Source organism: Paenibacillus arenilitoris (assembly GCF_014705655.1).
Lineage (GTDB): Bacteria > Bacillota > Bacilli > Paenibacillales > Paenibacillaceae > Pristimantibacillus > Pristimantibacillus arenilitoris.
On sequence record NZ_JACXIY010000006.1, the window covers coordinates 68,502 to 89,186 of the forward strand.

Annotated in this window: 21 protein-coding genes; 17 read left to right on the forward strand and 4 right to left on the reverse strand. The window is 59.1% G+C overall.

Translation table 11 applies throughout. The features are described 5' to 3' along the window. Nucleotides 1–519: 519 nt before the first annotated feature. Entirely contained in the window at nucleotides 520–1,680 is a 1,161-nt protein-coding gene (locus IDH41_RS04895) for an ROK family protein (protein ID WP_190858826.1), read from the reverse strand. Between the two features lie 248 nt (nucleotides 1,681–1,928). Between IDH41_RS04895 and xylA the strand changes: the two genes are divergently transcribed. The 4 genes from xylA (at nucleotide 1,929) to IDH41_RS04915 (ending at nucleotide 6,597) form a co-directional block, all read left to right on the forward strand. Continuing rightward, on the forward strand, nucleotides 1,929–3,242 hold the full coding sequence (gene xylA / locus IDH41_RS04900; RefSeq protein ID WP_190858828.1) for a xylose isomerase: 1,314 nt from the start codon (nucleotides 1,929–1,931) through the stop codon (nucleotides 3,240–3,242). 19 nt (nucleotides 3,243–3,261) lie between these two features. Next, nucleotides 3,262–4,758, forward strand: a complete 1,497-nt coding sequence (gene xylB, locus IDH41_RS04905) for a xylulokinase (RefSeq protein ID WP_190858829.1) — start codon at nucleotides 3,262–3,264, stop codon at nucleotides 4,756–4,758. 109 nt (nucleotides 4,759–4,867) lie between these two features. Next, nucleotides 4,868–5,278 carry a hypothetical protein gene (locus IDH41_RS04910; protein WP_190858831.1) on the forward strand — a complete coding sequence of 137 codons (411 nt, stop codon included), beginning with the start codon at nucleotides 4,868–4,870 and terminating at the stop codon, nucleotides 5,276–5,278. Nucleotides 5,279–5,481: 203 nt separating this feature from the next. Then, nucleotides 5,482–6,597: a chymotrypsin family serine protease gene (locus IDH41_RS04915; RefSeq protein ID WP_190858832.1), complete on the forward strand. Its 1,116-nt coding sequence runs from the start codon at nucleotides 5,482–5,484 to the stop codon at nucleotides 6,595–6,597. 79 nt (nucleotides 6,598–6,676) lie between these two features. Here IDH41_RS04915 and IDH41_RS04920 read toward each other — a convergent pair whose 3' ends face one another. Continuing rightward, nucleotides 6,677–7,936 (reverse strand): BaiN/RdsA family NAD(P)/FAD-dependent oxidoreductase, encoded by a 1,260-nt coding sequence (locus tag IDH41_RS04920; protein ID WP_190858834.1) that lies wholly within the window; start codon nucleotides 7,934–7,936, stop codon nucleotides 6,677–6,679. 62 nt (nucleotides 7,937–7,998) lie between these two features. Here IDH41_RS04920 and IDH41_RS04925 point away from each other — a divergent pair, with 62 nt between their 5' ends. Next, on the forward strand, nucleotides 7,999–8,835 hold the full coding sequence (locus IDH41_RS04925) for an alpha/beta hydrolase (protein WP_190858836.1): 837 nt from the start codon (nucleotides 7,999–8,001) through the stop codon (nucleotides 8,833–8,835). Nucleotides 8,836–8,961: 126 nt separating this feature from the next. After that, nucleotides 8,962–10,647 (forward strand): ATP-binding protein, encoded by a 1,686-nt coding sequence (locus tag IDH41_RS04930; RefSeq protein WP_317890682.1) that lies wholly within the window; start codon nucleotides 8,962–8,964, stop codon nucleotides 10,645–10,647. Between the two features lie 170 nt (nucleotides 10,648–10,817). On the opposite strand, the gene rsgA is transcribed toward IDH41_RS04930, so the two are convergent. After that, complete coding sequence (rsgA, locus tag IDH41_RS04935; protein ID WP_223829455.1) at nucleotides 10,818–11,936, reverse strand: ribosome small subunit-dependent GTPase A; 1,119 nt, start codon at nucleotides 11,934–11,936, stop codon at nucleotides 10,818–10,820. Between the two features lie 411 nt (nucleotides 11,937–12,347). On the opposite strand from rsgA, the gene IDH41_RS04940 reads away from it, so the two are divergent. The 7 genes from IDH41_RS04940 (at nucleotide 12,348) to IDH41_RS04970 (ending at nucleotide 15,484) form a co-directional block, all read left to right on the forward strand. Further along, nucleotides 12,348–12,488: a hypothetical protein gene (locus IDH41_RS04940; RefSeq protein ID WP_190858841.1), complete on the forward strand. Its 141-nt coding sequence runs from the start codon at nucleotides 12,348–12,350 to the stop codon at nucleotides 12,486–12,488. Between the two features lie 17 nt (nucleotides 12,489–12,505). After that, nucleotides 12,506–12,907, forward strand: a complete 402-nt coding sequence (locus IDH41_RS04945; protein ID WP_190858843.1) for a DUF3905 domain-containing protein — start codon at nucleotides 12,506–12,508, stop codon at nucleotides 12,905–12,907. Between the two features lie 78 nt (nucleotides 12,908–12,985). Then, nucleotides 12,986–13,420 (forward strand): BrxA/BrxB family bacilliredoxin, encoded by a 435-nt coding sequence (locus IDH41_RS04950; RefSeq protein ID WP_190858844.1) that lies wholly within the window; start codon nucleotides 12,986–12,988, stop codon nucleotides 13,418–13,420. A 15-nt stretch (nucleotides 13,421–13,435) separates the two neighbouring features. Beyond that, nucleotides 13,436–14,245: an ammonia-dependent NAD(+) synthetase gene (gene nadE, locus IDH41_RS04955; protein WP_190858846.1), complete on the forward strand. Its 810-nt coding sequence runs from the start codon at nucleotides 13,436–13,438 to the stop codon at nucleotides 14,243–14,245. A gap of 96 nt (nucleotides 14,246–14,341) precedes the next feature. Continuing rightward, entirely contained in the window at nucleotides 14,342–14,743 is a 402-nt protein-coding gene (locus IDH41_RS04960; RefSeq protein ID WP_317890681.1) for a ribosomal maturation YjgA family protein, read from the forward strand. A 54-nt stretch (nucleotides 14,744–14,797) separates the two neighbouring features. Then, nucleotides 14,798–15,196, forward strand: coding sequence for a holo-ACP synthase (acpS, locus tag IDH41_RS04965; RefSeq protein ID WP_190858850.1), 399 nt, complete (start codon nucleotides 14,798–14,800; stop codon nucleotides 15,194–15,196). A 60-nt stretch (nucleotides 15,197–15,256) separates the two neighbouring features. Beyond that, on the forward strand, nucleotides 15,257–15,484 hold the full coding sequence (locus tag IDH41_RS04970; RefSeq protein ID WP_190858851.1) for a hypothetical protein: 228 nt from the start codon (nucleotides 15,257–15,259) through the stop codon (nucleotides 15,482–15,484). 54 nt (nucleotides 15,485–15,538) lie between these two features. On the opposite strand, the gene IDH41_RS04975 is transcribed toward IDH41_RS04970, so the two are convergent. Then, on the reverse strand, nucleotides 15,539–15,874 hold the full coding sequence (locus IDH41_RS04975) for a c-type cytochrome (RefSeq protein WP_223829457.1): 336 nt from the start codon (nucleotides 15,872–15,874) through the stop codon (nucleotides 15,539–15,541). 169 nt (nucleotides 15,875–16,043) lie between these two features. Between IDH41_RS04975 and IDH41_RS04980 the strand changes: the two genes are divergently transcribed. Genes IDH41_RS04980 through IDH41_RS04995 form a run of 4 tightly spaced genes read left to right on the forward strand, consistent with a single transcriptional unit; the run spans nucleotide 16,044 to nucleotide 19,745 of the window. Continuing rightward, nucleotides 16,044–16,925: a helix-turn-helix transcriptional regulator gene (locus IDH41_RS04980; RefSeq protein ID WP_190858853.1), complete on the forward strand. Its 882-nt coding sequence runs from the start codon at nucleotides 16,044–16,046 to the stop codon at nucleotides 16,923–16,925. Next, on the forward strand, nucleotides 16,922–18,136 hold the full coding sequence (mutY, locus tag IDH41_RS04985; protein ID WP_190858855.1) for an A/G-specific adenine glycosylase: 1,215 nt from the start codon (nucleotides 16,922–16,924) through the stop codon (nucleotides 18,134–18,136). The genes IDH41_RS04980 and mutY overlap by 4 nt, the downstream gene beginning before the upstream one ends. Nucleotides 18,137–18,166: 30 nt before the next feature. Beyond that, the gene (locus IDH41_RS04990; RefSeq protein ID WP_190858857.1) at nucleotides 18,167–18,799 is read left to right on the forward strand and encodes a bifunctional 4-hydroxy-2-oxoglutarate aldolase/2-dehydro-3-deoxy-phosphogluconate aldolase; all 633 of its coding nucleotides are present in this window, start codon (nucleotides 18,167–18,169) and stop codon (nucleotides 18,797–18,799) included. A gap of 19 nt (nucleotides 18,800–18,818) precedes the next feature. Next, entirely contained in the window at nucleotides 18,819–19,745 is a 927-nt protein-coding gene (locus IDH41_RS04995; protein ID WP_190858859.1) for an alpha/beta hydrolase, read from the forward strand. Nucleotides 19,746–20,685: the final 940 nt, after the last annotated feature.

Sequence of the window (20,685 nt, forward strand, 5' to 3'; positions counted from 1 at the left end):
GTTGAATGAGGCAAGTTCACTAGTGTTACGGTAGACCGTTACATGAGGCAGGTTCACTAGTGTTACGGTAGTCCGTTAAATGAGGCAGGTTCACTATTTAGTGAGCCTAGCCTCATAGATACTTCGAGCAAATTCGAGTAATTTACAAATAATGAGGAAAACCTCACTTGCCGTGAACCTAAGTTCATAGGTAGTGAGGTTTTCCTCATTATTTCGCGCATATGCGGGATAGAAGGCGGAAAGAGTGAGGTTCTCCTCATTTATTAGTGAGGTTGCCTCACTAATAAAGCTTGCTTGGCTCACTAAACTCAGCTTATGTGCCGCCAGAAGCTGATTTTAGTGAGCCTAATTCTCAGCTCATGCGCCGCCAGAAGCCCGCACTAATCACCTAGCACTCAGCTTATGTGCCTTCTAAAGCTCCGCACCGCTCGCCAAGCTCTCAGCTTATGTGTCGCTTGATGCGCCGCACTAATCGCCTAGCTCTCAGTCTACCTGCCGCCTAAAGCGCCTCACCCTCGCCTAGCTCTTAATCTTCGAAAAGAACTTGCTGATCGCGTAATAAGCGGCGCCGCGGACGGCCGATTGCTCCCGGAGCTCTGCGAACAAAACGCGCACGCGCTCACGGTGGTAGGGCAGCGCGCGCCGGTCGACGGCCGCTTGAATCGCGGGTTCCAGCCATTCTGCCGCGAGACTCATCCGGTTGCCGATTATGACGACGTTCGGATTGAACACGTTGACGATATTGGCAATGCCGGCGCCCAGGTAGTCGCCGATCGAGCGGAAGAGGGCGAGCACGCCTTCATCGCCGGACGCGGCGGCGGCCAGCAAGCGTTCCAAGCTGTCATGGCCGAGCGCGGCCGCACGTTCGAGCAGGGCGTTCTCCGAGGCGTACAGCTCCCAGCAGCCGCGATTGCCGCAGCTGCATGGCTTGCCGTCGTATTCGATCGACAAATGCCCAAGCTCGCCGGAGAAGCCGGAAGCGCCTTTGTACAGCTCCTTCTTCAAAACGATGCCCGTGCCGATCCCGATTCCGACGCTGACATAAATCTGGTTCGGTATGCCCCGCCCGGCGCCGTATTTCTGCTCGCCCTGCGCGCCTGCGTTCGCTTCGTTGTCGATCGTGACCGGCAGCCCGAACCGCTCTTCCAGCAGCTGCTGCAGCGCGACCTCGCGCCATTTCAAATTCGGCGCAAACAAAATCGTGCCGCGATCGTCGACGATGCCCGGCACCCCGACGCCGATGCCGACGATGCCGTAAGGGCTGCCCGGCGCTTCCCGGATGAGCCGCTCGATGCAATCCATAAGCTGGCCGAGCGCGAATTCGGCGTCTTGCCGCTTCAGTCCGCGTTCGAGCTCCGCGATGACGTTGCCTTCCAGATCGACGAGAAGGCCACGAATATAGTTTACGCCCAGGTCGATCCCGACCGCGTAACCCGCCGTGCCGTTGAACAGCAGCATGACCGGCTTGCGTCCGCCGCTGGACTCGCCGGGCCCGATCTCCAGCACGAGGTGGCTGTCGATCAAGTCCTGCACGAGACTCGATACCGTCGCCTTGTTAAGCCCGGTCAGCTCCGAAATTTGCGCCCGCGAGAGCGGCGCATGCTTAAGCACGGCTTCCAGTACGATCGATGTGTTTATTTTTTTGATGAGCGCAAGATCTCCCGTTGCTTTCTGTTTCAAAAGTCAAGCCTCCGTCCGATTGGCAATTCACTATTATTTTAACACGAATTAAGGAATAGCGAGAGTACTCCTACCGCATACTGTATACGGCGCAAAACGGTGTAATAATTATTTCTATTCTAACATAAAATCATTAGTTTGTTTAATAGACAAACTAAGTCCCCTCGTGTTATCCTGTGTATAGCGTCACCCGAACACGAAAGTCATGACAACCATTACGAAAACCGTGAAGGAGGATTTTTTTACTTATGAGTTACTTCAAAAATGTAAGCGCAATCCAATTCGAAGGCAAAGGCTCGGACAACCCGTTCGCGTTCAAACACTACGATCCGAAGCAAGTCGTGCTGGGCAAAACGATGGAGGAGCATCTCCGCTTCGCCGTTGCTTACTGGCACACGTTCAATGCGAACGGCACGGATCCGTTCGGCTCGGCGACGATGGTTCGCGGCTGGGATCAATTCAACGGTCTGGACCGCGCGAAAGCGCGCGTCGAAGCGAATTTCGAATTTATGGATAAGCTGAACATTCCGTTCTACGCATTCCACGACGTCGACATCGCGCCGGAAGGCGAGACGCTGCAGGAGACGAACAAGAACCTCGACGTCATCGTCGCGATGCTGAAGGACAACATGAAGCAATCCGGCAAAAAGCTGCTCTGGAACACGGTCAACATGTTCTCGCATCCGCGCTTCGTGCACGGCGCAGGCACGACTTGCAACGCCGACGTATACGCCTATGCAGGCGCGCAATTGAAGAAAGGTCTCGAGGTCGGCAAAGAGCTCGGCGCCGAGAACTATGTATTCTGGGGCGGCCGCGAAGGCTATGAGACGCTGCTGAACACGGACATGGGCTTCGAGCTCGACAACCTTGCACGCCTGTACCATATGGCGATCGCCTACGCGAAGGAGATCGGCTTCGACGCGCAGTTCCTGATCGAGCCGAAGCCGAAGGAGCCGACGAAGCACCAATACGACTTCGACGCGGCTACGACGATCGCGTTCCTGCAAAAGTACGGCCTGAAGGACCACTTCAAGCTGAACCTTGAAGCAAACCACGCGACGCTTGCCGGCCATACGTTCGAGCACGAAATCCGCACGGCCGCGATCAACGGCATGCTCGGCTCGCTCGACGCGAACCAAGGCGACCTGCTGCTCGGCTGGGATACCGACGAATTCCCGACGGACTTGTATTCGACGACGCTGACGATGTACGAAGTATTGAAAGCCGGCGGCCTCGGACGCGGCGGCGTCAACTTCGACGCGAAGGTCCGCCGCGGCTCGTTCGAAGCGGAAGACCTGTTCCTCGCGCACATCGCGGGCATGGACAGCTTCGCTTGGGGCCTGAAAGCGGCAGCGAAGCTGATCGACGAGAACATCCTCGACGGCATCGTCGAGAACCGTTACCGCAGCTTCAAGGAAGGCATCGGCGCGGATATCGTCGCCGGCAAAGCGACGCTTGCTTCGCTTGAGCAATACGCGCTGCAGAACAACCCGATCAAGAACGAGTCCGGCCGTCAAGAGCGTATCCGCCTCATGCTGAGCGAAGTTATTTTCAGCGTTTAATTCGGGAGGCGCCAGGCACATGAGCTATGTTATCGGGATAGATTTAGGAACGAGCGCGGTCAAGGCCTTGCTGGTCGACCGCAATGGCACGGTAGCGGCGGAAGCATCCCGCAGCTACCCGCTGTTCCACGAGCATTCCGGCTGGAGCGAGCAGCGGCCGGATGACTGGGTGGACGCGACGATCGAGGCGCTGCGCGAGCTCGCTTCCGCAAGCGGCATCGACGCCGGCGCCATCGAGGGCATCAGCTTCTCCGGCCAAATGCACGGCCTCGTGCTGCTGGACGGCGAAGGCAATCCGGTACGCAACGCGATACTGTGGAACGACACGCGCACGACGGAGCAGTGCCGCGAGATCGAGCGGACGCTCGGCGAAACGCTGCTGCGCGTGACGCGCAATCCGGCATTGGAAGGCTTCACCCTTCCGAAGATTCTGTGGGTTCGCCGGCATGAGCCGGAAGCGTTCGCGAAAGCGAAGCTGTTCCTGCTTCCGAAGGATTACTTGCGCTATCGCCTGACCGGCGAGCTGCACATGGATTATTCCGACGCGGCGGGCACGCTTCTGCTGGACGTGGCGGGCAAGAAGTGGAGCGGCGAGGTGCTCGAGGCTTTCGGCCTGCAGGCCGATTTCTGCCCGCCGCTCGTCGAGTCGCACGGCTTGGTCGGCACGCTGCTGCCGGCGGTTGCCGAAAGCACGGGCTTGCCTGCATCCGTGAAGGTATTCGCGGGCGGGGCTGACAATGCTTGCGGCGCGATCGGCTCCGGCATTTTGTCCGAAGGACTGACGCTTTGCAGCATCGGCACCTCTGGAGTCATCCTCTCCTACGAGAACGATAAGACGAAGGATTTCGCCGGCAAGGTTCATTTCTTCAACCATGGCAAAGAAGACGCGTTCTACGTCATGGGCGTTACGCTAGCGGCGGGCTACAGCCTGAGCTGGTTCAAGAAAACGTTCGCGCCGGGCGAGTCGTTCGACCAATTGCTCGAAGGCGTTGGCGACGTGAAGCCGGGCGCGGGCGGCCTGCTGTTCACGCCGTACCTCGTCGGCGAGCGGACGCCGCATGCCGACTCGGTCATCCGCGCGAGCTTTATCGGCGTCGACGGCGCGCACGAGCGCAAGCACTTCGCCCGCGCGGTTATGGAGGGCATCACCTTCTCGCTGAACGAGTCGGTCGACATGTTCCGCCGCGCCGGCAAGACGGTCGATACGATCATCTCGATCGGCGGCGGCGCGCAAAATCCGGTCTGGCTGCAAATGCAGGCCGACATCTTCGGCGCGACCGTCGTCGCGCTCGAGAACGAGCAAGGCCCGGGACTCGGCGCCGCCATGCTGGCCGCTTACGGGGCCGGCTGGTTCGACAGCCTCGAGTCGTGCGCGGATAAGTTCGTCAAGCATGCGGACTCGTATAAGCCGCAGCCGGAGGCGGTTGCCACATACGAGGGCATTTTCAAAGTGTATCAGCAGGTCTATGAGCAGACCCGCGGATTGAACGAGGCGATCGCGCCTTATCGCGGGTAAATCGCAAATGGCAGGTCCGGATCGAACCGGGCCTGCTTTTTTTATTGCATGAAACAGAGAGGCAACTGGCATCCTATAGCCTAAAAGGGATAGAAAGGAAGTTTGGCTTATGGCTTACAGCTCAGCCTTGCTGTTTGATTTCAACGACGACCAAAGCGCGGCGCTCGCCTGCGAAACGCTGCGGGAGCTCGGATATGAGACGGTGCTTCACGACGGGAGCCGGATGCATATTCATTTGGAGGGCGGCGATCTTACGTCGGCGCTCGAGATCGCGCAGGCGCACGGAGGCCAGCTGGTCGAGCAGGCGCCGATCACGTCGGACGCGCTGAACGGCAGCGCCTATTCGCTGGACGCGATTCCGATTCCGGCGCATCTCGTGAACGAGGAATGGTCGTCGGACTTTGGGGAACGGGAGGAGGGCGCCGGGCTGCGCAACCGAGACGAAGACGCGGATTACGGCGACGACTTCCTTCCCGATCCCGGCACGTACGACCATTTCTCCGGAGACGTCCGCATTTAACCGAGACGGGGACCGGCACCTTCCAAGAAGGGCCGGTCCTTTTTTCGTCAAAGCCCCGCACAAGCTCGCCACCCATCTTCTCCTTCCTGGGTTATTGTAATCGTCACATCAGCCTCCATCGTCATAGGATGTACCGTTCGGACACACCAGCGGCTACCGGTATTGCGAAATAGACATGCCTGCCGGGGAAAAGGAGATGGATAATGGCGACGTTTCTCGAAGCCTTGCAGCACAAAACGAAAATCGCCCCGGCTTTGCTGAAGCAAGCCGGCGTATCCGCGATCGGGGTCGGGTACGCGAGTCCCGACCGGCCTTCGCGCGGGGCGGCGGTTACCGTATACATGCAAAAAGCGATGCCGACGACCGCGTTGAGCGGCACGGTCAAAGCGTTGACCGGGGGCGGCATCCCGATCCGCATCATCCGCTCGGAGCCGTTCCGCCGGCATGCCGAGGCCGCTCCCTCGCCCTTGCTCGTGCATCAGAAGAAGGGGCGGCTCTCCCAAAGCCGCATTCGCCCGGTGCCGGCCGGCGCGAGCATCGGAACATTCGGCCCTCCTACGACCGGGACCGGCGGGCTCGTCGTGACGAAGAACGGCGCCCTCTATTTGCTCAGCAATAACCACGTCTTAGTCAAAGCGAACAGCCCGGCTTACTCCGAGACCGTTCAGCCGGGTCCAGCGGACGGCGGAGAGAAGGGCGTTGGCCGGATCGGGCAAGCGTTCGAATACGTCCCGCTGAATCCGGGCGGCGTCAACTTCATGGACGCGGCCATCGCCTCGCCGCTGAAGGAGAGCCTCCTGAACCCCCGCTACCTGGTGAGCGGAACCGGCCGGCTCGCGACCGTCCCGGGCTATTTGAACAGCTTCGGCATCGGCGAGCAATTCGTCAAATTCGGCCGAACGACCGGCTTCGCGTCGGGGACGGTCGAGTCGATCAACGTCGACGTCGAGATCGGCCCGTATGGGGAGCTGAACAATGCCGTGCTGCTGTTCCGGAATCAGACGGTTATTGCCGGTCAGGCCGCCGTCTCGCTGCCCGGCGATTCGGGCGGCGTATGGCTGAGGCAATCGGACCGTTACGCCGCCGCGCTTAACTTCGCGGGCAGCGGCAACCGCTCGATCAGCACGCCGATCGCGGCCGTCATGCAAGCGTTCGGCGTCCAAGTCGCCGTTCCCGCGGCGGGCCGCGCCTTCAAGCGCGGGAAGGCCAAGGGCGCGGTCGGCAGCGCCAATTACCGGTTCACGCGGACGCTTACGACGAAACAGCGGAAGCAGGTTCGCGTCGTACGGGTGAAGCGGCGGCGCCGCGGCCCGAAATAAAGGCTTTCGCGTCCTTGCGTCTCGCAAAATAGAAGGCTGACGCCGAAGTCGTCCCGACTTCCGGCGCCAGCCTTTTCGTTTACGTATTGTGTACGGCGTGCTCGCCCGCCGTGTATCCCGTGGAGAAAGCCGCGGTAATGTTGTAGCCCCCCGTATAGCCGTGAATGTCCAATATTTCGCCGCAGAAATAGAGCCCCCGCATCAGCTTTGACTGCATCGTCTTCGGATCGATCTCCTTCAGGTTGACGCCTCCGCCTGTGACGAACGCGTCCTCGATGGACAAGGTTCCGTATACGCGGATCGGAAAATGCTTGATGAGCCGTCCGAGGGCTAACCAATCCTGCTTCGGAATATGGTCATAAGTAAGACCTTCCGGCAGGCTCGCTTTTTGCAGGAGAAGCGGAATCATTTTGTCGGGCAAATAGCCCTTCAGCACGTTTTTGACCGACTTCTTCGCGTCCTGTTCGGCCAGGCCGAGCGATTCCTTGTACACCTCGTCGAGGCTCGCGTCGGGCTTTAAATCCACGGCGACCTCGATATTGCCCGTGCCGAACTGCTTCAACGCCTTCACCACGAACTGGCTGCAGCGCAGCGCGATCGGACCGGATAGGCCGAAATGGGTAAAGATCATGTCGCCCCTGTGCTCGATCAGCTTTTTGCCCTTCGGATTCCACACGGACAAGGCGACGTCGCGAAGCGATAACCCTTGCAGTTCTTTGCTCGTTATAAAAGGCTCGTTCGACGTCAGCGGCACCTCCGTCGGGAACAGCTCCGTAATCGTGTGCCCGGCCTGCTCGGCCCAGGCGTAGCCGTCGCCGGTCGAGCCCGTATGCGGAACGGATTTGCCGCCGGAGGCGACGATGACGCTTCTGCCGCGAATGACGCCGCCCGATTTCAGCCGAACGCCGGTTACGCGGCCGTCTTCATACAGGATGCGGTCGACGGGGGCGTTCAGCATCAGCTGCACGCCTTGCTTGCGCACCTGGCCGACGAGCGTATCCACGACCGTCTTCGCTTTGTCGGAGACGGGGAACATGCGGCCGTTATCCTCTTCTTTTAAAGCGATGCCAAGACGCTCGAAGAAGGATATAATATCTTTATTATTGAAGTTAGAGAAGGAGCTGTGCAGAAAACGGCCGTTGCCGGGTATATGCTTGATCAGCTCGTCCTGCTCCTTATTGTTCGTGACGTTGCAGCGGCCTCCTCCGGAAATGCCGAGCTTGCGGCCAAGCTTGTCCCCTTTGTCGAGCAAAAGCACGCTTGCGCCTTGCTTGCTCGCGGCGATCGCGGCCATTAATCCGGCGGAACCGCCGCCGACGATAATTGCGTCATATTGCATGTTTATCCACCTGTTTAATTAATAGTGATACCATCATACCACAAAAGAAAGGCGGTGTTCCGATGCAGCGAGAGGAATGGGGAATCATCGGCGCCAAGGGAACGGAACTTTTTGTTCGGGAATGGAATCCGGACGACCTTGAGGCTTCGGCGGTCGTATGCATCGTGCACGGCATAGGCGAGCATGGCGACCGCTACAGCCACGTCGCTTCGCTTCTGACGAAAGCGGGCATGGCGGCCATAGCGCTCGATCAGCACGGGCACGGCAGGTCTTCGGGCAAGCGCGGCCATATTCATTCGTTGGATGCCGCCGCGAGCGACGCCGCGCTCATTGTCGAGCAGGCAAGGACCAAGCATCCGGACGCTCCCGTCTTCCTGTACGGCCACAGCATGGGCGGGAACGTCGCGCTGAACTGCGCGCTGCGTCTAAGGCCGCGGATCCGCGGGCTGATCCTGTCGAGCCCGTGGCTCAGACTCGCCTTCAAGCCGAACGCCGCAGCGGAATGGCTCGGCAAGAAGCTGGTGCGGGTCCTGCCGGGTCTTCAGCAATCGACGGGCCTCAATTCCGCCGATCTGTTCCGGCCGGGCTATTCGGTCGCGCCACCCGTTGCGGGCGATCTGTTCTGCCATACGAAAATCACGCTCCGCACCTACGACGAGATCACCTCGGGCGGCGAGTGGGCGCTGGCCGAGTGCGGCCGGCTCCAGGTGCCGACGCTGCTCATGCACGGCACAAGCGACCGGATTACTTCCATCGAAGCGAGCAGGCAGCTCTCCGACAGCCTCGGCCCTTTGTGCGAACGGGTGGAAATCGAGGGGGGCTACCACGAGCTTCACAATGATCTCGGCGGCGAAGACACGATTTTAAAAATGATCGGCTGGATGAAGCGACAATTGTAAAAAAAGGTCGTTTGTGATTTAATCGGAGTAACAGTCCCATAGATTCGGCATCGGCGTGGAAGAACATAACAACATAGGTGACAGGTGACATGCATTCGGAACGCGAGTAGGGGGAACCGATTGTCCGTGTTAAAGGAGATGCTGCTGCAATTCATTTTGTCCTTGCTGCCTGTATTCGCCTTCCAAATTTGGTACGACAAAGATCAGGGGCGCCTGCGTATGTCCCTGTTCATGTGCATATTCTGCAGCATATCGATGGTGCTTTGCATGATGACGCCGTCAAGTATATTCGGGTACGACACGGATTTCCGCCTGATCCCATACTTGCTCGGCGCTTTGTACGGGGGAGCGCCCGCGCTCAGCGTCATGACGATTCTCTATGTCGCGATCCGGCTTCCGATGCTTGACGGCATATGGGAGACGATCAGCTTCGCGCTGTTTCTGGCGCTCTCCGTCCCGCTTATCGCGATGGCAATACGCCCGTTTCAAAAGGCGCGAGCCGTCGTAAAGGAACGTTACGCCATGCTGATTATGGCGATTATGGTGCTATATTTCATCATTTCGATCGTCGGTTACGCCGCTTTCCAGGGGGCGACCTGGACCACTCTCATGGCGACATCGCTCATGCTGGGCGCTTCGGCCGTGCTGTCGGGCACATGGCTGTCGGTCTTCATGGTCGAGTCCGTGAAGGAGAAGCAGCAGCTGCACAGCGAGGTGCTGCGCGTGTCGGCCGACTATCGGGACGAAGTGACGAAGCTGCAGCAATTCATCGACGAGACCGCCTTCGCCGTCATCGTAACGAACGGAGAAGGAACAATTACGCATGCGAACGAGATGGTGACGAAGCTGCTTGCGTTGAGACCGGAATACGCGGATGCGGGCAAGCTGGGCGGCGTGCCGTTCCTGCACGCGTTCCAGCCCGAGCCGGGCGATGTGTGCGTCGGCATGTTGAGTCAAGCGCTTACGGGGGAGAAGGCGAGCATGGTGCCTTACGAGAGCCGGGAGAGGATGCTTCTGCTCACGGCCTTCACGCTTCGCGGCGAGGCCCATGGGCAAATTGCTGGCGCCGCGCTTATTGCGCACGACGTAACGGAATTAAGCCAGCTGAGGAACGAGGTCGGCCGTATGGAGAGGCTCAGCCTGGTCGGTCAGATGGCGGCGAGCATCACGCACGAAATCCGCAATCCGATGGCGGTCATCCGGGGATTCGTTCAGCTCATCCAGGAGCGGAGCGCGAAGAGCGAGAAGGAGTACTTTCGCATTATTATGGATGAGCTGGACCGGGCGAATATGATTATTAGCGATTTTTTGTCGCTTGCCCAGAACAGGGCCCTCACGATGCAGCCGTCGTCGCTGCACGATATTATTAACGAGCTTATCCCGTTGATGAGCGCGGACGCGAACATGCGGGGGCAGACGATCGAGGTGGAATTATGTTCCGATGCGCCCCCGCTCATGCTGAACGACCGCGAGATCAAGCAGCTGCTGCTCAACCTCGTCCGCAACGGTATGGAAGCGATGGGGGACAGCGGGGTGTTGCGAATCAGCACCGGCTTGCTTGACGGCGCCGTCGAGCTGCGTATCGCGGACGAAGGCGCAGGCATTCCGGCTGAGCAGATGAAGCATCTGTTCGAGCCCTTTTTTACGACGAAGACGCGCGGAACGGGGCTCGGCCTGCCGCTGTGCCTTAGCATTGCCGAGCGCCATAACGGGCGGATCGACGTGGAATCGAAGGAGGGGGAAGGAACGACGTTCGTCGTTTCCTTCAACCTGCCGGAGATGGCGGGCGGCAAACCGGCGGAAAGCGCTTGAATGCGGCGCGGCAACCGGATCGAGAACGGCGCGAAGCGCGAATATGGCTGAGTATCGCCGTATAAGGACATAAAATGCACCATAACCGGCGCGGATCGGAGGATCGCGCGCAGGTCAGGTGCATTTTTGCTTTTACGTTTATGAAGAAAATGCTGTAGCGGGCTTGCCGCCTATTCCAGCTCAAGCAGGCGGACGCGCTTGCCGTCGCGAGCGTTCCGTCCCGCCTTGGCGCCCGACTGCTTGCCGGCCCTCTTCTCGTTTTTGCGGAGATGGGCCTGCTCCTTGCGGGCAAGATGGGCAAGCTCCCGCTCGGTTTTCTTATAATTCCCGTAGCGCCGGGCGTCAAGCGCGCCGCTCTCGAGCGCTTCCTTCACGGCGCAGCCGGCCTCCGATTCGTGCGAGCAGTCGTGGAAGCGGCAGTTCGCCGCCAATTCGGCGATGTCGGAGAACGTCGTCTCCCAGCCGTCGGCCGCGTCCCACAGCTGCAGCTCCCGCATCCCCGGCGTATCGATCATGATCGCGCCGGACGGCAAGAAGAACAGCTCGCGATGCGTCGTCGTATGCCTACCCCGCGAATCGCTCTCCCGAATGCCGTGCACCTGCTGCAGGTCGTCCTCGGCCAGCCAGTTCAGCAGCGTCGACTTGCCGACGCCGGACATGCCGGCGACCGCGACCGTCCGGCCGGGCCTAAGATAAGGGGCAAGCGCCTCCTTGCCCTGGTTCTTGTGCGCGCTGACGGCATGGACCGGCACACCCGGCGCGATGTCCTGCACCGCGGATACCTTCTCCTCCGCATCGTCGCACAAATCGGCTTTCGTCAGCAGGACGACGGGCCTCGCTCCGCTTTCCCAAACCGCGATCAAATATCTTTCGATTCGCCGAATGTTAAAGTCCTGATTGAGCGCGTTCGTAATAAACATCGTGTCGATGTTCGCGGCAATTACCTGCTCGTCGACGACGTTGCCGGCTTCCTTGCGCGTCATGGCGGAGAGGCGCGGCAGCAGCGAGTGAATGACGGCCCGCTGCTCTCCTTCGAGCGGCTGCGCGGCCACAAAGTCTCCGACGGCGGGAAAGTCGCTCCGCCCGCCGGCCTCGAACGCGTATTTCCCGCTGACGGCGGCGATTTTCTCCCCGCCTGCGGTCATGATCTTGTACTGCTTCGAATATTGCGCGACGACGCGAGCCGGTTCATAGGCCGCGTTCCCGCAATGCGGGTTATCCCGCCAAGCGGAGTCCCACGCGTCGTTCCATCCATATGCCGTTAATGCCGAAGATCGATTATTTTCCAAGAAAGGATATCCCCTTTTATTCATGTGATTTGAAAATACAAAAAAACCGCAGGCCAATAGCAAACAGCATGCGGTTCTACCCATAAAAAAACCGCAAGCAACCAATTGCGGTCGCTTGCGGAAAGCAGCCAAACGGATAACGTCCCCTGCCGGGCGTTACGCTGTCGTTATGGCGGATGCTTGTTCCGTAGAGACCGACGAACATGTAATCTTCCGAATCGAATGGTATCGCATATTACATCAGCCTCCTCGTAGTAAATGTTATCCGTATTATATGCATTTCCGCGTCAAGTGTCAAATGCTTCTAATAAGCCTGCCGCCTCCGGCGCATACTATCGACGTGGCAACGGGCTGCCGAAGGCTTGCCCGGGAAGCCGCCGGCAGCGCATGAAGAGAAGGAGGGGATCGCGGGTGACGCAGCATAGCGAAGACAAAAACCGCTCGGCCGAGCAGGCGAAGCAGGCGGAGCGGAACGCGGCCGGTACCGGCAAGGCGCCGGAAGCCGAAGGCTTCGACAAAAAGCTGGACGGACCGAACCGTCCGTCCATATAGAACGAGGGTGACCGAGCATGGCTGACGACGGTCGGAAGGAAGCGGCGGAGCTTCCGAAGGACGATCCGGCCCTCGATCCGTACGAGATCGAGTTTTTGCCGCAGTTCCGGGAAGGGCGGGGCGGCCGTGCGCCGTTCGTGAACAAGCACGGCGTCGTGATCGGCGATCATGAGTACGAATCGGCGCAATCGCCGCTGTCGCAGTGGAGTACGGAGACGGACCCGGCGGTCATGGCGGGCGACGAATGGGTGCATCCGTTCAAGGACGTGGGCTTTCTGACTGCCGAGAACCGCGCCGTTTTCGAAGAAGGACGCCCGCCGAAGGGCGGCATTTTTATGCATCCCTACAAAAACACCGCCTACCGCGCAGAGGAACCGGACAACGAGCCGGATTCGGCGGAAAAAGAGCAACCGGAGTGACTTCGCTCCGGTTGCTTTATTTTGATAACGGACGGTATAATAGTAGCTAAAAATAAGTAATTGAAGGAGTGTATTTCGATGTCGATGTCATTCGAACGATACATGCTGGATATGGTTCAGCCCATGCGCGACGATCTTACCCGCATCGGTATTCAGGAGCTTCGCACGGCGGAGGAAGTGGAAGCGAGACTGCCGAACGCAAGCGGTACGGCGCTAGTCGTCGTGAACTCGGTTTGCGGCTGCGCGGCCGGCCAATGCCGTCCCGGCGTGGCGCAGGCGCTTAAGCACGACTCCGTGCCGGATCATCTGTACACTGTGTTTGCCGGACAAGACAAAGAAGCGACGGCGAAGGCGCGCGAATATTTTGCCCCGTACCCGCCTTCTTCCCCTTCGATCGCGCTCATGAAGGACGGCGAGCTGGTGCACTTCATCGAACGCCACCAAATCGAGAACCGTTCCGCGGCGGAAATCGCGGCCGACCTGACCGACGCCTTCGATCGGTTCTGCCGGTAACCGGGGCGGTTTGCGATGAGCCTACAAACGGAGATCATTGAACGCCTCGGCGTGAAGCCGACGATCGATCCGGAAGCGGAAATCCGCCGGCGCGTCGATTTTTTGAAGGAATACGTGAAGAAGTCCGGAACGACCGGGCTGCTTATCGCGATCAGCGGCGGCATCGACAGCGCCGTGGCGACCGGCCTGTGCAAGCGCGCGACAGACGAGCTGAGCGAGGAGACCGGCCGCGAATATATGACGCTCGGCGTGTTCCAGCCGTACGGCGAGCAGCCGGATATCGCCGACAGCTACGCGGTCGCCGAAGCTTTCCAATTGAAGTACAAAGTCGAGACGAATATCGAGGAAGCGGTCGACGAGATCGCGCTCGAGGTCGAGCACGGCTTCAAGTCGATCGGCATGCCGCGCCATTTGAGCCGCGGCGGCAAGGGCAACATTAAGGCGAGGACGCGGATGGTCACCCAATACGCGCTGGCATTCGACCTGAACCTGCTCGTCGTCGGCACGGACCACGCGTCCGAGGCGATTACCGGCTTCTTCACGAAGTGGGGAGACGGAGCGGTCGATATTACGCCGCTCAGCACGCTGAACAAACGGCAGGTCCGCCAGCTGGCTTCCCATCTCGGCGTGCCTCAGAGCGTGCTCGATAAGGCGCCGACCGCCGGCCTCTGGGACGGTCAGACGGACGAAGGGGAGCTCGGCATCACGTACGGCGATAACAGCGACTATCTAGAAGGCAAGACGATTAGCGACGAAGCGTGCGAGAAGCTGGAGAAGCAGTATTTGAAGACCGAGCACAAGCGCTCTCCGATTCCGGGCATTTAAAGGCCGCCGCCATGCGCCATAGCAAAGACTGCCAGACACGCCTGGACGATGGCGGATGGCGGTCTTTTTTTTGTTTCATGCCAATACAGAAAGAAGGTGACGCGGTTGAAGGAGAGAATCCGTTATGCCGCCGCTGCGCTTGCCGTAATGGCGCTCGGCTTCTGTTCAAGAGAATTCGCGGAGCGGCTGCCCGCCTTCTTCGCGGAGCATGCCGGCGATGCGCTCTGGGCGGCTATGGTTTATTTTATCGTTCGCACGCTCTTCGCGCGGAAGGGCCTTATCTGGTCCGGACATGTCAGCGTCATTTTTTGCTTCGGCATCGAGTTCAGCCAGCTCTATCAGGCGGAGTGGATTGCCGGTATCCGGAGCACCCGGCTCGGCGCGCTCGTGCTCGGAACGGGATTTGTGGCGATCGATTTGGCAAGATACGCCGCAGGGATCGGCTTGGCGATGCTAGCGGACAAGTGGCCGAGCGGGCGCCTTCAAACACGCGCTTGACTTGACCTGCGCCTTCTGCTAATCTCACCTTCATAAGAAAAGGCGGGTGTTAGCGTGATCATCGGCATCGGGCACGATTTATCGGACATTGCGAGAATCGCGAAAATCGTGGAAGGCAGGACGGGCCGCAAGTTTCTCGAGCGGGTGCTTTCGCCCGGCGAGCGCGGGCTTGCGTCGCAGTACGCGGGCGAGCGGCTCCATCAATTCGCGGCGGGGCGGTTCGCGGCGAAGGAAGCGGTCGTGAAAGCCTTTGGCTGCGGCATCGGCAATATCGTCGGCTTTGCGGATATCGAGATCGGGCGGGGAGATTGCGGGAAGCCGGAATGCTTCCTCTCCGAAGCGGCATGGAGCCGCCTCGGCATGAGCGGCGAAGCCGTTCGGATCCACGTCACGATTACGCACGAGCGTGGACTTGCTTCCGCGTTTGCCGTTGCCGAGAGGATAACGTTGTAACCTTTGGCCTATACTTGGAATGTAATATACCAAGCCTATAGGCGAAAGGGGATGGCGGAGATGAAGGAGCGCGGACGGCAGACGGGAAAGCGCAGGTTCAGGTCGGGGCAATGGGTCGAATTCGACGGCCTTTATTCGGATGATTGGGGAGGCGATCTGATGCTTCTGCAGGGCGAGTCGTTCCCGGTTCATCCCGTAATGGGCGATACGCGCTGGACCTATGCGGGCCAGCCGGTCCACCGCTTCGCTAAGCCGCCGAAACTGAACGGACATCACATCAGCAATTAGTCTGGAATAGAGAAAAAATGCCGGGGGGCAGCAACGTCTGCTTCCGGCATTTTTTCATTTTTTGGCGGATAGCCATTCGGCGAGGCCCGCAATCTCCTCTTCGGTCAGCTTGTCTTCGAACGGAGGCATCGTCCTTCCCCCGTGCTCGATTTGGGCGCGCAGCTCCTCGGCGCTCATCCGGCCGCCGACTTTTTGCAAATTCGTGATTTGGCCGATTCGCCCCTGCAGCTCGGACCCGTGGCAGTTGACGCAATTCGCTTTGTAGACGGCCATCACCTCCGGCGGCCCGTCAAGCGCGGTTCCTCCGCCGCCGCAGCCCGCAAGGGCGAGCAGAAGCGCCGCAAACGCGGCAGCCTTGGCGCCGGCGCGCATCATTATCCGGCCAGTCATTTTTCCGGACCCTCCCTTCCAAACATTATTGTGGAAAATATAAGAATCGGCAGATTCATAGGACGTCCATATGCATCCGGGCTTTTAATCCGTATAATAGAATGGGCGGCATGCCTAAAACAGTGGACATGGACAACATTATACAGCAGTTTCGACAACAGGAGACATCATGAATACGACATTAGAGCGAATTTTGCAAAACCAATTGAACCACATTCACGCCGAAGTCATCATGTCCGCGTATACCGAAAGCTCGCCGGGATGGTCCGAGCATCGGGCGGAGCCGGATTTTTACCGGTTCTGCTATACGGACAAGGGGATGGGCTGGCTCGACATAAACGATAAGAGGCATGTTTTTAAGCCCGAAACGCTGTACCTGCTGCCGGCGCGCACGATGCAATCGTTCGGGACGGAAGGCGGCGACCCGTTCTGCTTCTATTGGTGCCATTTCCGCATGGAGCATTCGGATACGCAGTTCATTCAAGCGCTGCAGCTGCCGCCGTTCGTCTGCGTTCGGAACGGGCTTCCGATCCGCCAGCTGTTCGCCAAAATGATCGACGCGCAGCAGAGCAGCGCCATAACGAGGGAGCTGAGGCTGAAAGCCGTCCTGCTCGAGCTGATCGCCTTTTATTTGGATGAAAGCAAAATACAGCACGGCAAGCTGACCGAGCCTAACTTCGGCGTGAAATGGGACGAGCTGCTCGACTATATCGAGGAAAACCTGCATACCGGCATGCAAGTCGAGGAGCTCGCGAGGTTCGCGTACCTGCATCCGAATTATTTTATTTCGACCTTCAAGAGCGTTATGGGGTGCTCGCCGATCCAATACGTGACGAACCGCAGAATCGCGGCCGCGAAGCGGCTTCTCGCGGAGACGAAGCTGCCGGTTGCGGCCGTCGCCAAGCATGTCGGCATGCAAAATCATTATTTATCGCGCTTGTTCAAGCGGTATACCGGCATTACGCCGGTGCAATACCGCCGGATCGCCTGCCTCGGGCAGGACGAAGCGATTCGGGCATTGCGGAACGAAGAGGAGGGGAGAGGGCATTGACCGAACGGGAGGCGAAAGCTTTTTTTAGCGAAGAGTTACTTGCCTGGTATCGGCTTATCAAAAGAGAGCTTCCGTGGCGGATGAACCGCGATCCTTACCGGGTGTGGGTTTCGGAAATCATGCTGCAGCAGACGAGGGTGGATACGGTCATTCCGTATTACAACCGCTTCATGAATAAGTTTCCGACCGTCGGGGCGCTTGCCGAGGCGCCCGAGACGGAGGTGCTCAAGTGCTGGGAAGGGCTCGGCTATTATTCGCGGGCGCGCAATTTGCAGGCCGGGGCCAAGGAGGTTGTGGAGAAATACGGCGGTATCGTGCCGGACGACAAGGCGGCCGTCGCCGGGCTGAAGGGCGTCGGCCCTTACACGGCGGGGGCGATCATGAGCATTGCCTTTAACCGTTCGGAGCCTGCGGTGGACGGCAACGTGATGCGCGTCCTCTCGCGCTACTTCTGCCTGGAGGACGATATTGCGAAGCCCCGGACGAGGGTCGGGATCGAGAAGCTGGCGGCATCGCTCATTCCGGAAGGAGCCGCGGGTGATTTCAACCAGGCGCTGATGGAGCTTGGCGCTCTCGTCTGCACGCCGAAGTCGCCAAGCTGCCTGCCTTGCCCGGTAATGGAGCATTGCCTTGCCCGGCTGGAAGGCCGCGAGCATGAGCTGCCGGTGAAGACGAAGGCGAAGAAGCCGCGTCCGGAGCTTAGGGCGGCGGTCATTATTGCCGGAAGCGGCGAGCATGCCGGCAAGATGCTCGTGCGGCGGCGCCCGGATACAGGGCTGCTCGCGCAGATGTGGGAGCTGCCGCATCTGCTGCTTCCGCCTGAGCAGGAGCATCTGCTTGACGAGCGCGCGCCGAAAGAGAATGCGGAGCTCGCCATGCTGCTTGGACGAATGGTGCGCGAGGAGACGGGACTGCTTATCCGTCCGCGCGGATGGTTCATGGACGCGGATCACGTGTTCAGCCACATTCACTGGAAAATGCGCTTTTATTTGGCCGACTTGGGCGAAGGGCTGGACGCAGCTGCGGCTTCCGCTGCAAGTATGGAATCGGCGGTCGCCGAAACGGCCGCGGCTTATGATTCCGGTGCTTCCGCAAGCGCCGCTATAGCGGAAGGGCTGCCTCCCGATTACCGGTGGATCGGGAAAGAAGATAGGAACGTATTGCCGTTTCCGAATTTATTCGTACGCATGTTCAAGCAGTATTGGGATTAATTAACCTTAAGAGAGCGGAGGAGAATGAGGATGAGCGATATGCTGGAGCTGTTAACGGAGCACAAGATCGTTGCGATATTAAGGAGAATTGAGGACCGTCACGCGGACGACGCGGCGCGGGCGCTTATCGACGGCGGCATCCGCATAATGGAAGTGACAATGAACACGGACGGGGCGGCGGCGATGATCGAGCGCTGGCGCGGCAAGTTCGGCGGAAAGGCGGCGGTCGGAGCGGGCACGGTGACGGATATGGCGCGGGCCGAGCAGGCGGTGGCCGCAGGCGCGCAGTTTCTTATTTCGCCGAACTTGGACGAAGAGGTGATCGCCTATGGCCGCGAACGCGGCTTGTCCGTGTGGCCGGGCGTCATGACGCCGACGGAGATCGTCAAGGCTTGGAAGGCGGGCGCCGATGCGGTGAAGATTTTCCCGATGGGAACGCTCGGAACGGGCTACTTGAAGGAAATTCGCGCTCCGCTGGACGACATTCCGATGATCGCGACCGGAGGCGTCGATTTACATAACATCGCCGATTATTTCAAGGCCGGAGCCGTTGGGGTCGGCATGGGCGGCAAGCTCGTGAATCTGGAGTGGATCAGGGACGGCCGCTTCGATCTGGTGACGGAACGCGCCCGGCAGTTCGTAGACGCCGTGCAGACTTTGTAGGCGACTAGGAGGATCGGCAATGAGTGCAATCGGCTGGAGTCTGACCGCTGTTATCTCCGCCTCGCTGCTCGCGGCGCTTACGTGGCAGGCCGGCGCGCGCAGCCAGAGGCCGCGCAAGCTTGCCAACCCGGACGTGCCCGACATCGAAACGGCCTGGGAGCCTTATTCGTTCATGAGCGGCGGCTCGAAGCTGGAGGCCTGGCTGATCTGGCCGGCTGCCGGCTCTTCGGCGGAGAGGGAGAACAGCCCGGTCGTCGTCGTGGCGCACGGATGGGGTTCCAACCGGACAAGAGTCCTTCGCTATGCCCGCCCGCTCTATAAAGCGGGCTTTGCCGTATTGATTTACGACGCGCGGAGCCACGGGGACAGCGAGTCGATCAAAGCGCCGTCCGCGCTCATGTTCCGCGACGACGCGATGGCCGCCGTCGGGGCCGCGAGGCGGATTCCCGGCGTTGATCCGGAGCGGATCGCCGTGCTCGGCCATTCGCTAGGCGGCTTCGGCGCGGTGCTGGCGCTCGACCTCGGCATGAAGGTGCGCGCCGTCATCACGGATTCGATGCCCGTCCGCTTCGAAACGATGGTGCGGGCGGAGCTGAAGCGAAGGCGCATTCCCGCCCTTCCGCTCGCCTACCTGATTCCGCCGGTCTGGCTGCTGCGCGCCGGCATTACGTACGCTCAGTTCAAGGCGGCCGATATTCGGAGCGTGCTGTCAAGGCATGCGGGAGAGCCGCGGCAAGGCCGGACGCCGGTGCTGATGATCCATTCGGAGCGGGACGATTTCATAAGAGCGGAAGATTTGAGACGGCTGAAGGAGCAGCTCCCGGAAGGCACGATCGATACGCTGTTCGTCCGGACGGAGGGCCACAGCTCGTCGGAGCGGGAGCCCGCCTTCTGGGACAAAGTGATGCCGTTCCTGAACAAAAGCTTGCGTGGGCGCGGGGACTAGCTTCTAAAAGCAAGTATCGTTCTCGATTAAGCCGTGCATCCGCGCTTATTTATTCATTCGTCTGCCGCGATCGCTTACGGCCCGGCTCGAACCGGCGGTTTCCGAGGCTGACAGGGTCGCGTCACCAGCCCGTGCGGCTCCTGCCGCATGCTAACGGACACAGATGCCCTTATTTCGATGAATCGGACACCTTCACATTTCTTACGGACATGATAGACGTTATTAGTTCGAAATATCGGATTTCACGCCCCAATTAGGCGGAATAAAGTCCCTCATGTCCGTTACATTTTCCCACAGGCCATATGCGGACAATTAACGGCTTCTGTGTCCGTTAGAGTAACGCGAATGGCTAGTTGTCCAAAAAAAAGGGCCTGCGGCGCGAGGCTGCAGGCTGCAAGAGAGAATATATAATAAAGGGGGGTCATGAGTTCAGTATATAAGCGCAAGATGAAAGCAAGATGAGAGAAATATTACAGTTTGATTACAGGGATGTACCAATTTATTTCCAAACCGTGCAATGGTGATGCAGGCCATTCGTGGAATACGCGATTCTATTTCCCTCCGTTTGATTCTCCTTTGGTTCAACATGCTCAAGTGTTTTCATTCTTTTGCCTAAACAAATTAAGTTAACCATCCCCCATGAAAGAGTTCGAACGTTTCTCCGCTTACAACCTAACCAATTGCAATTCAGAGCCCACGGACATAAAAAAGACGACACCTGATGTATTCAAGGGTCATCTTCTGCAGGCTTAACTCCGCAATGGTTTGTATAAATATCCGCATCTGGGACAGCGCTCAGCGATGCCGCAGAAAAAAAGATTGAACACAAAATAACGCCATGATATAATCAATAGCGTTATTGACAAATTGAATAATGGATGTATCCAATTTTATTCCCACTTTAATTGTACATCTAGAATCTTGATTTGTCAATGCTCTT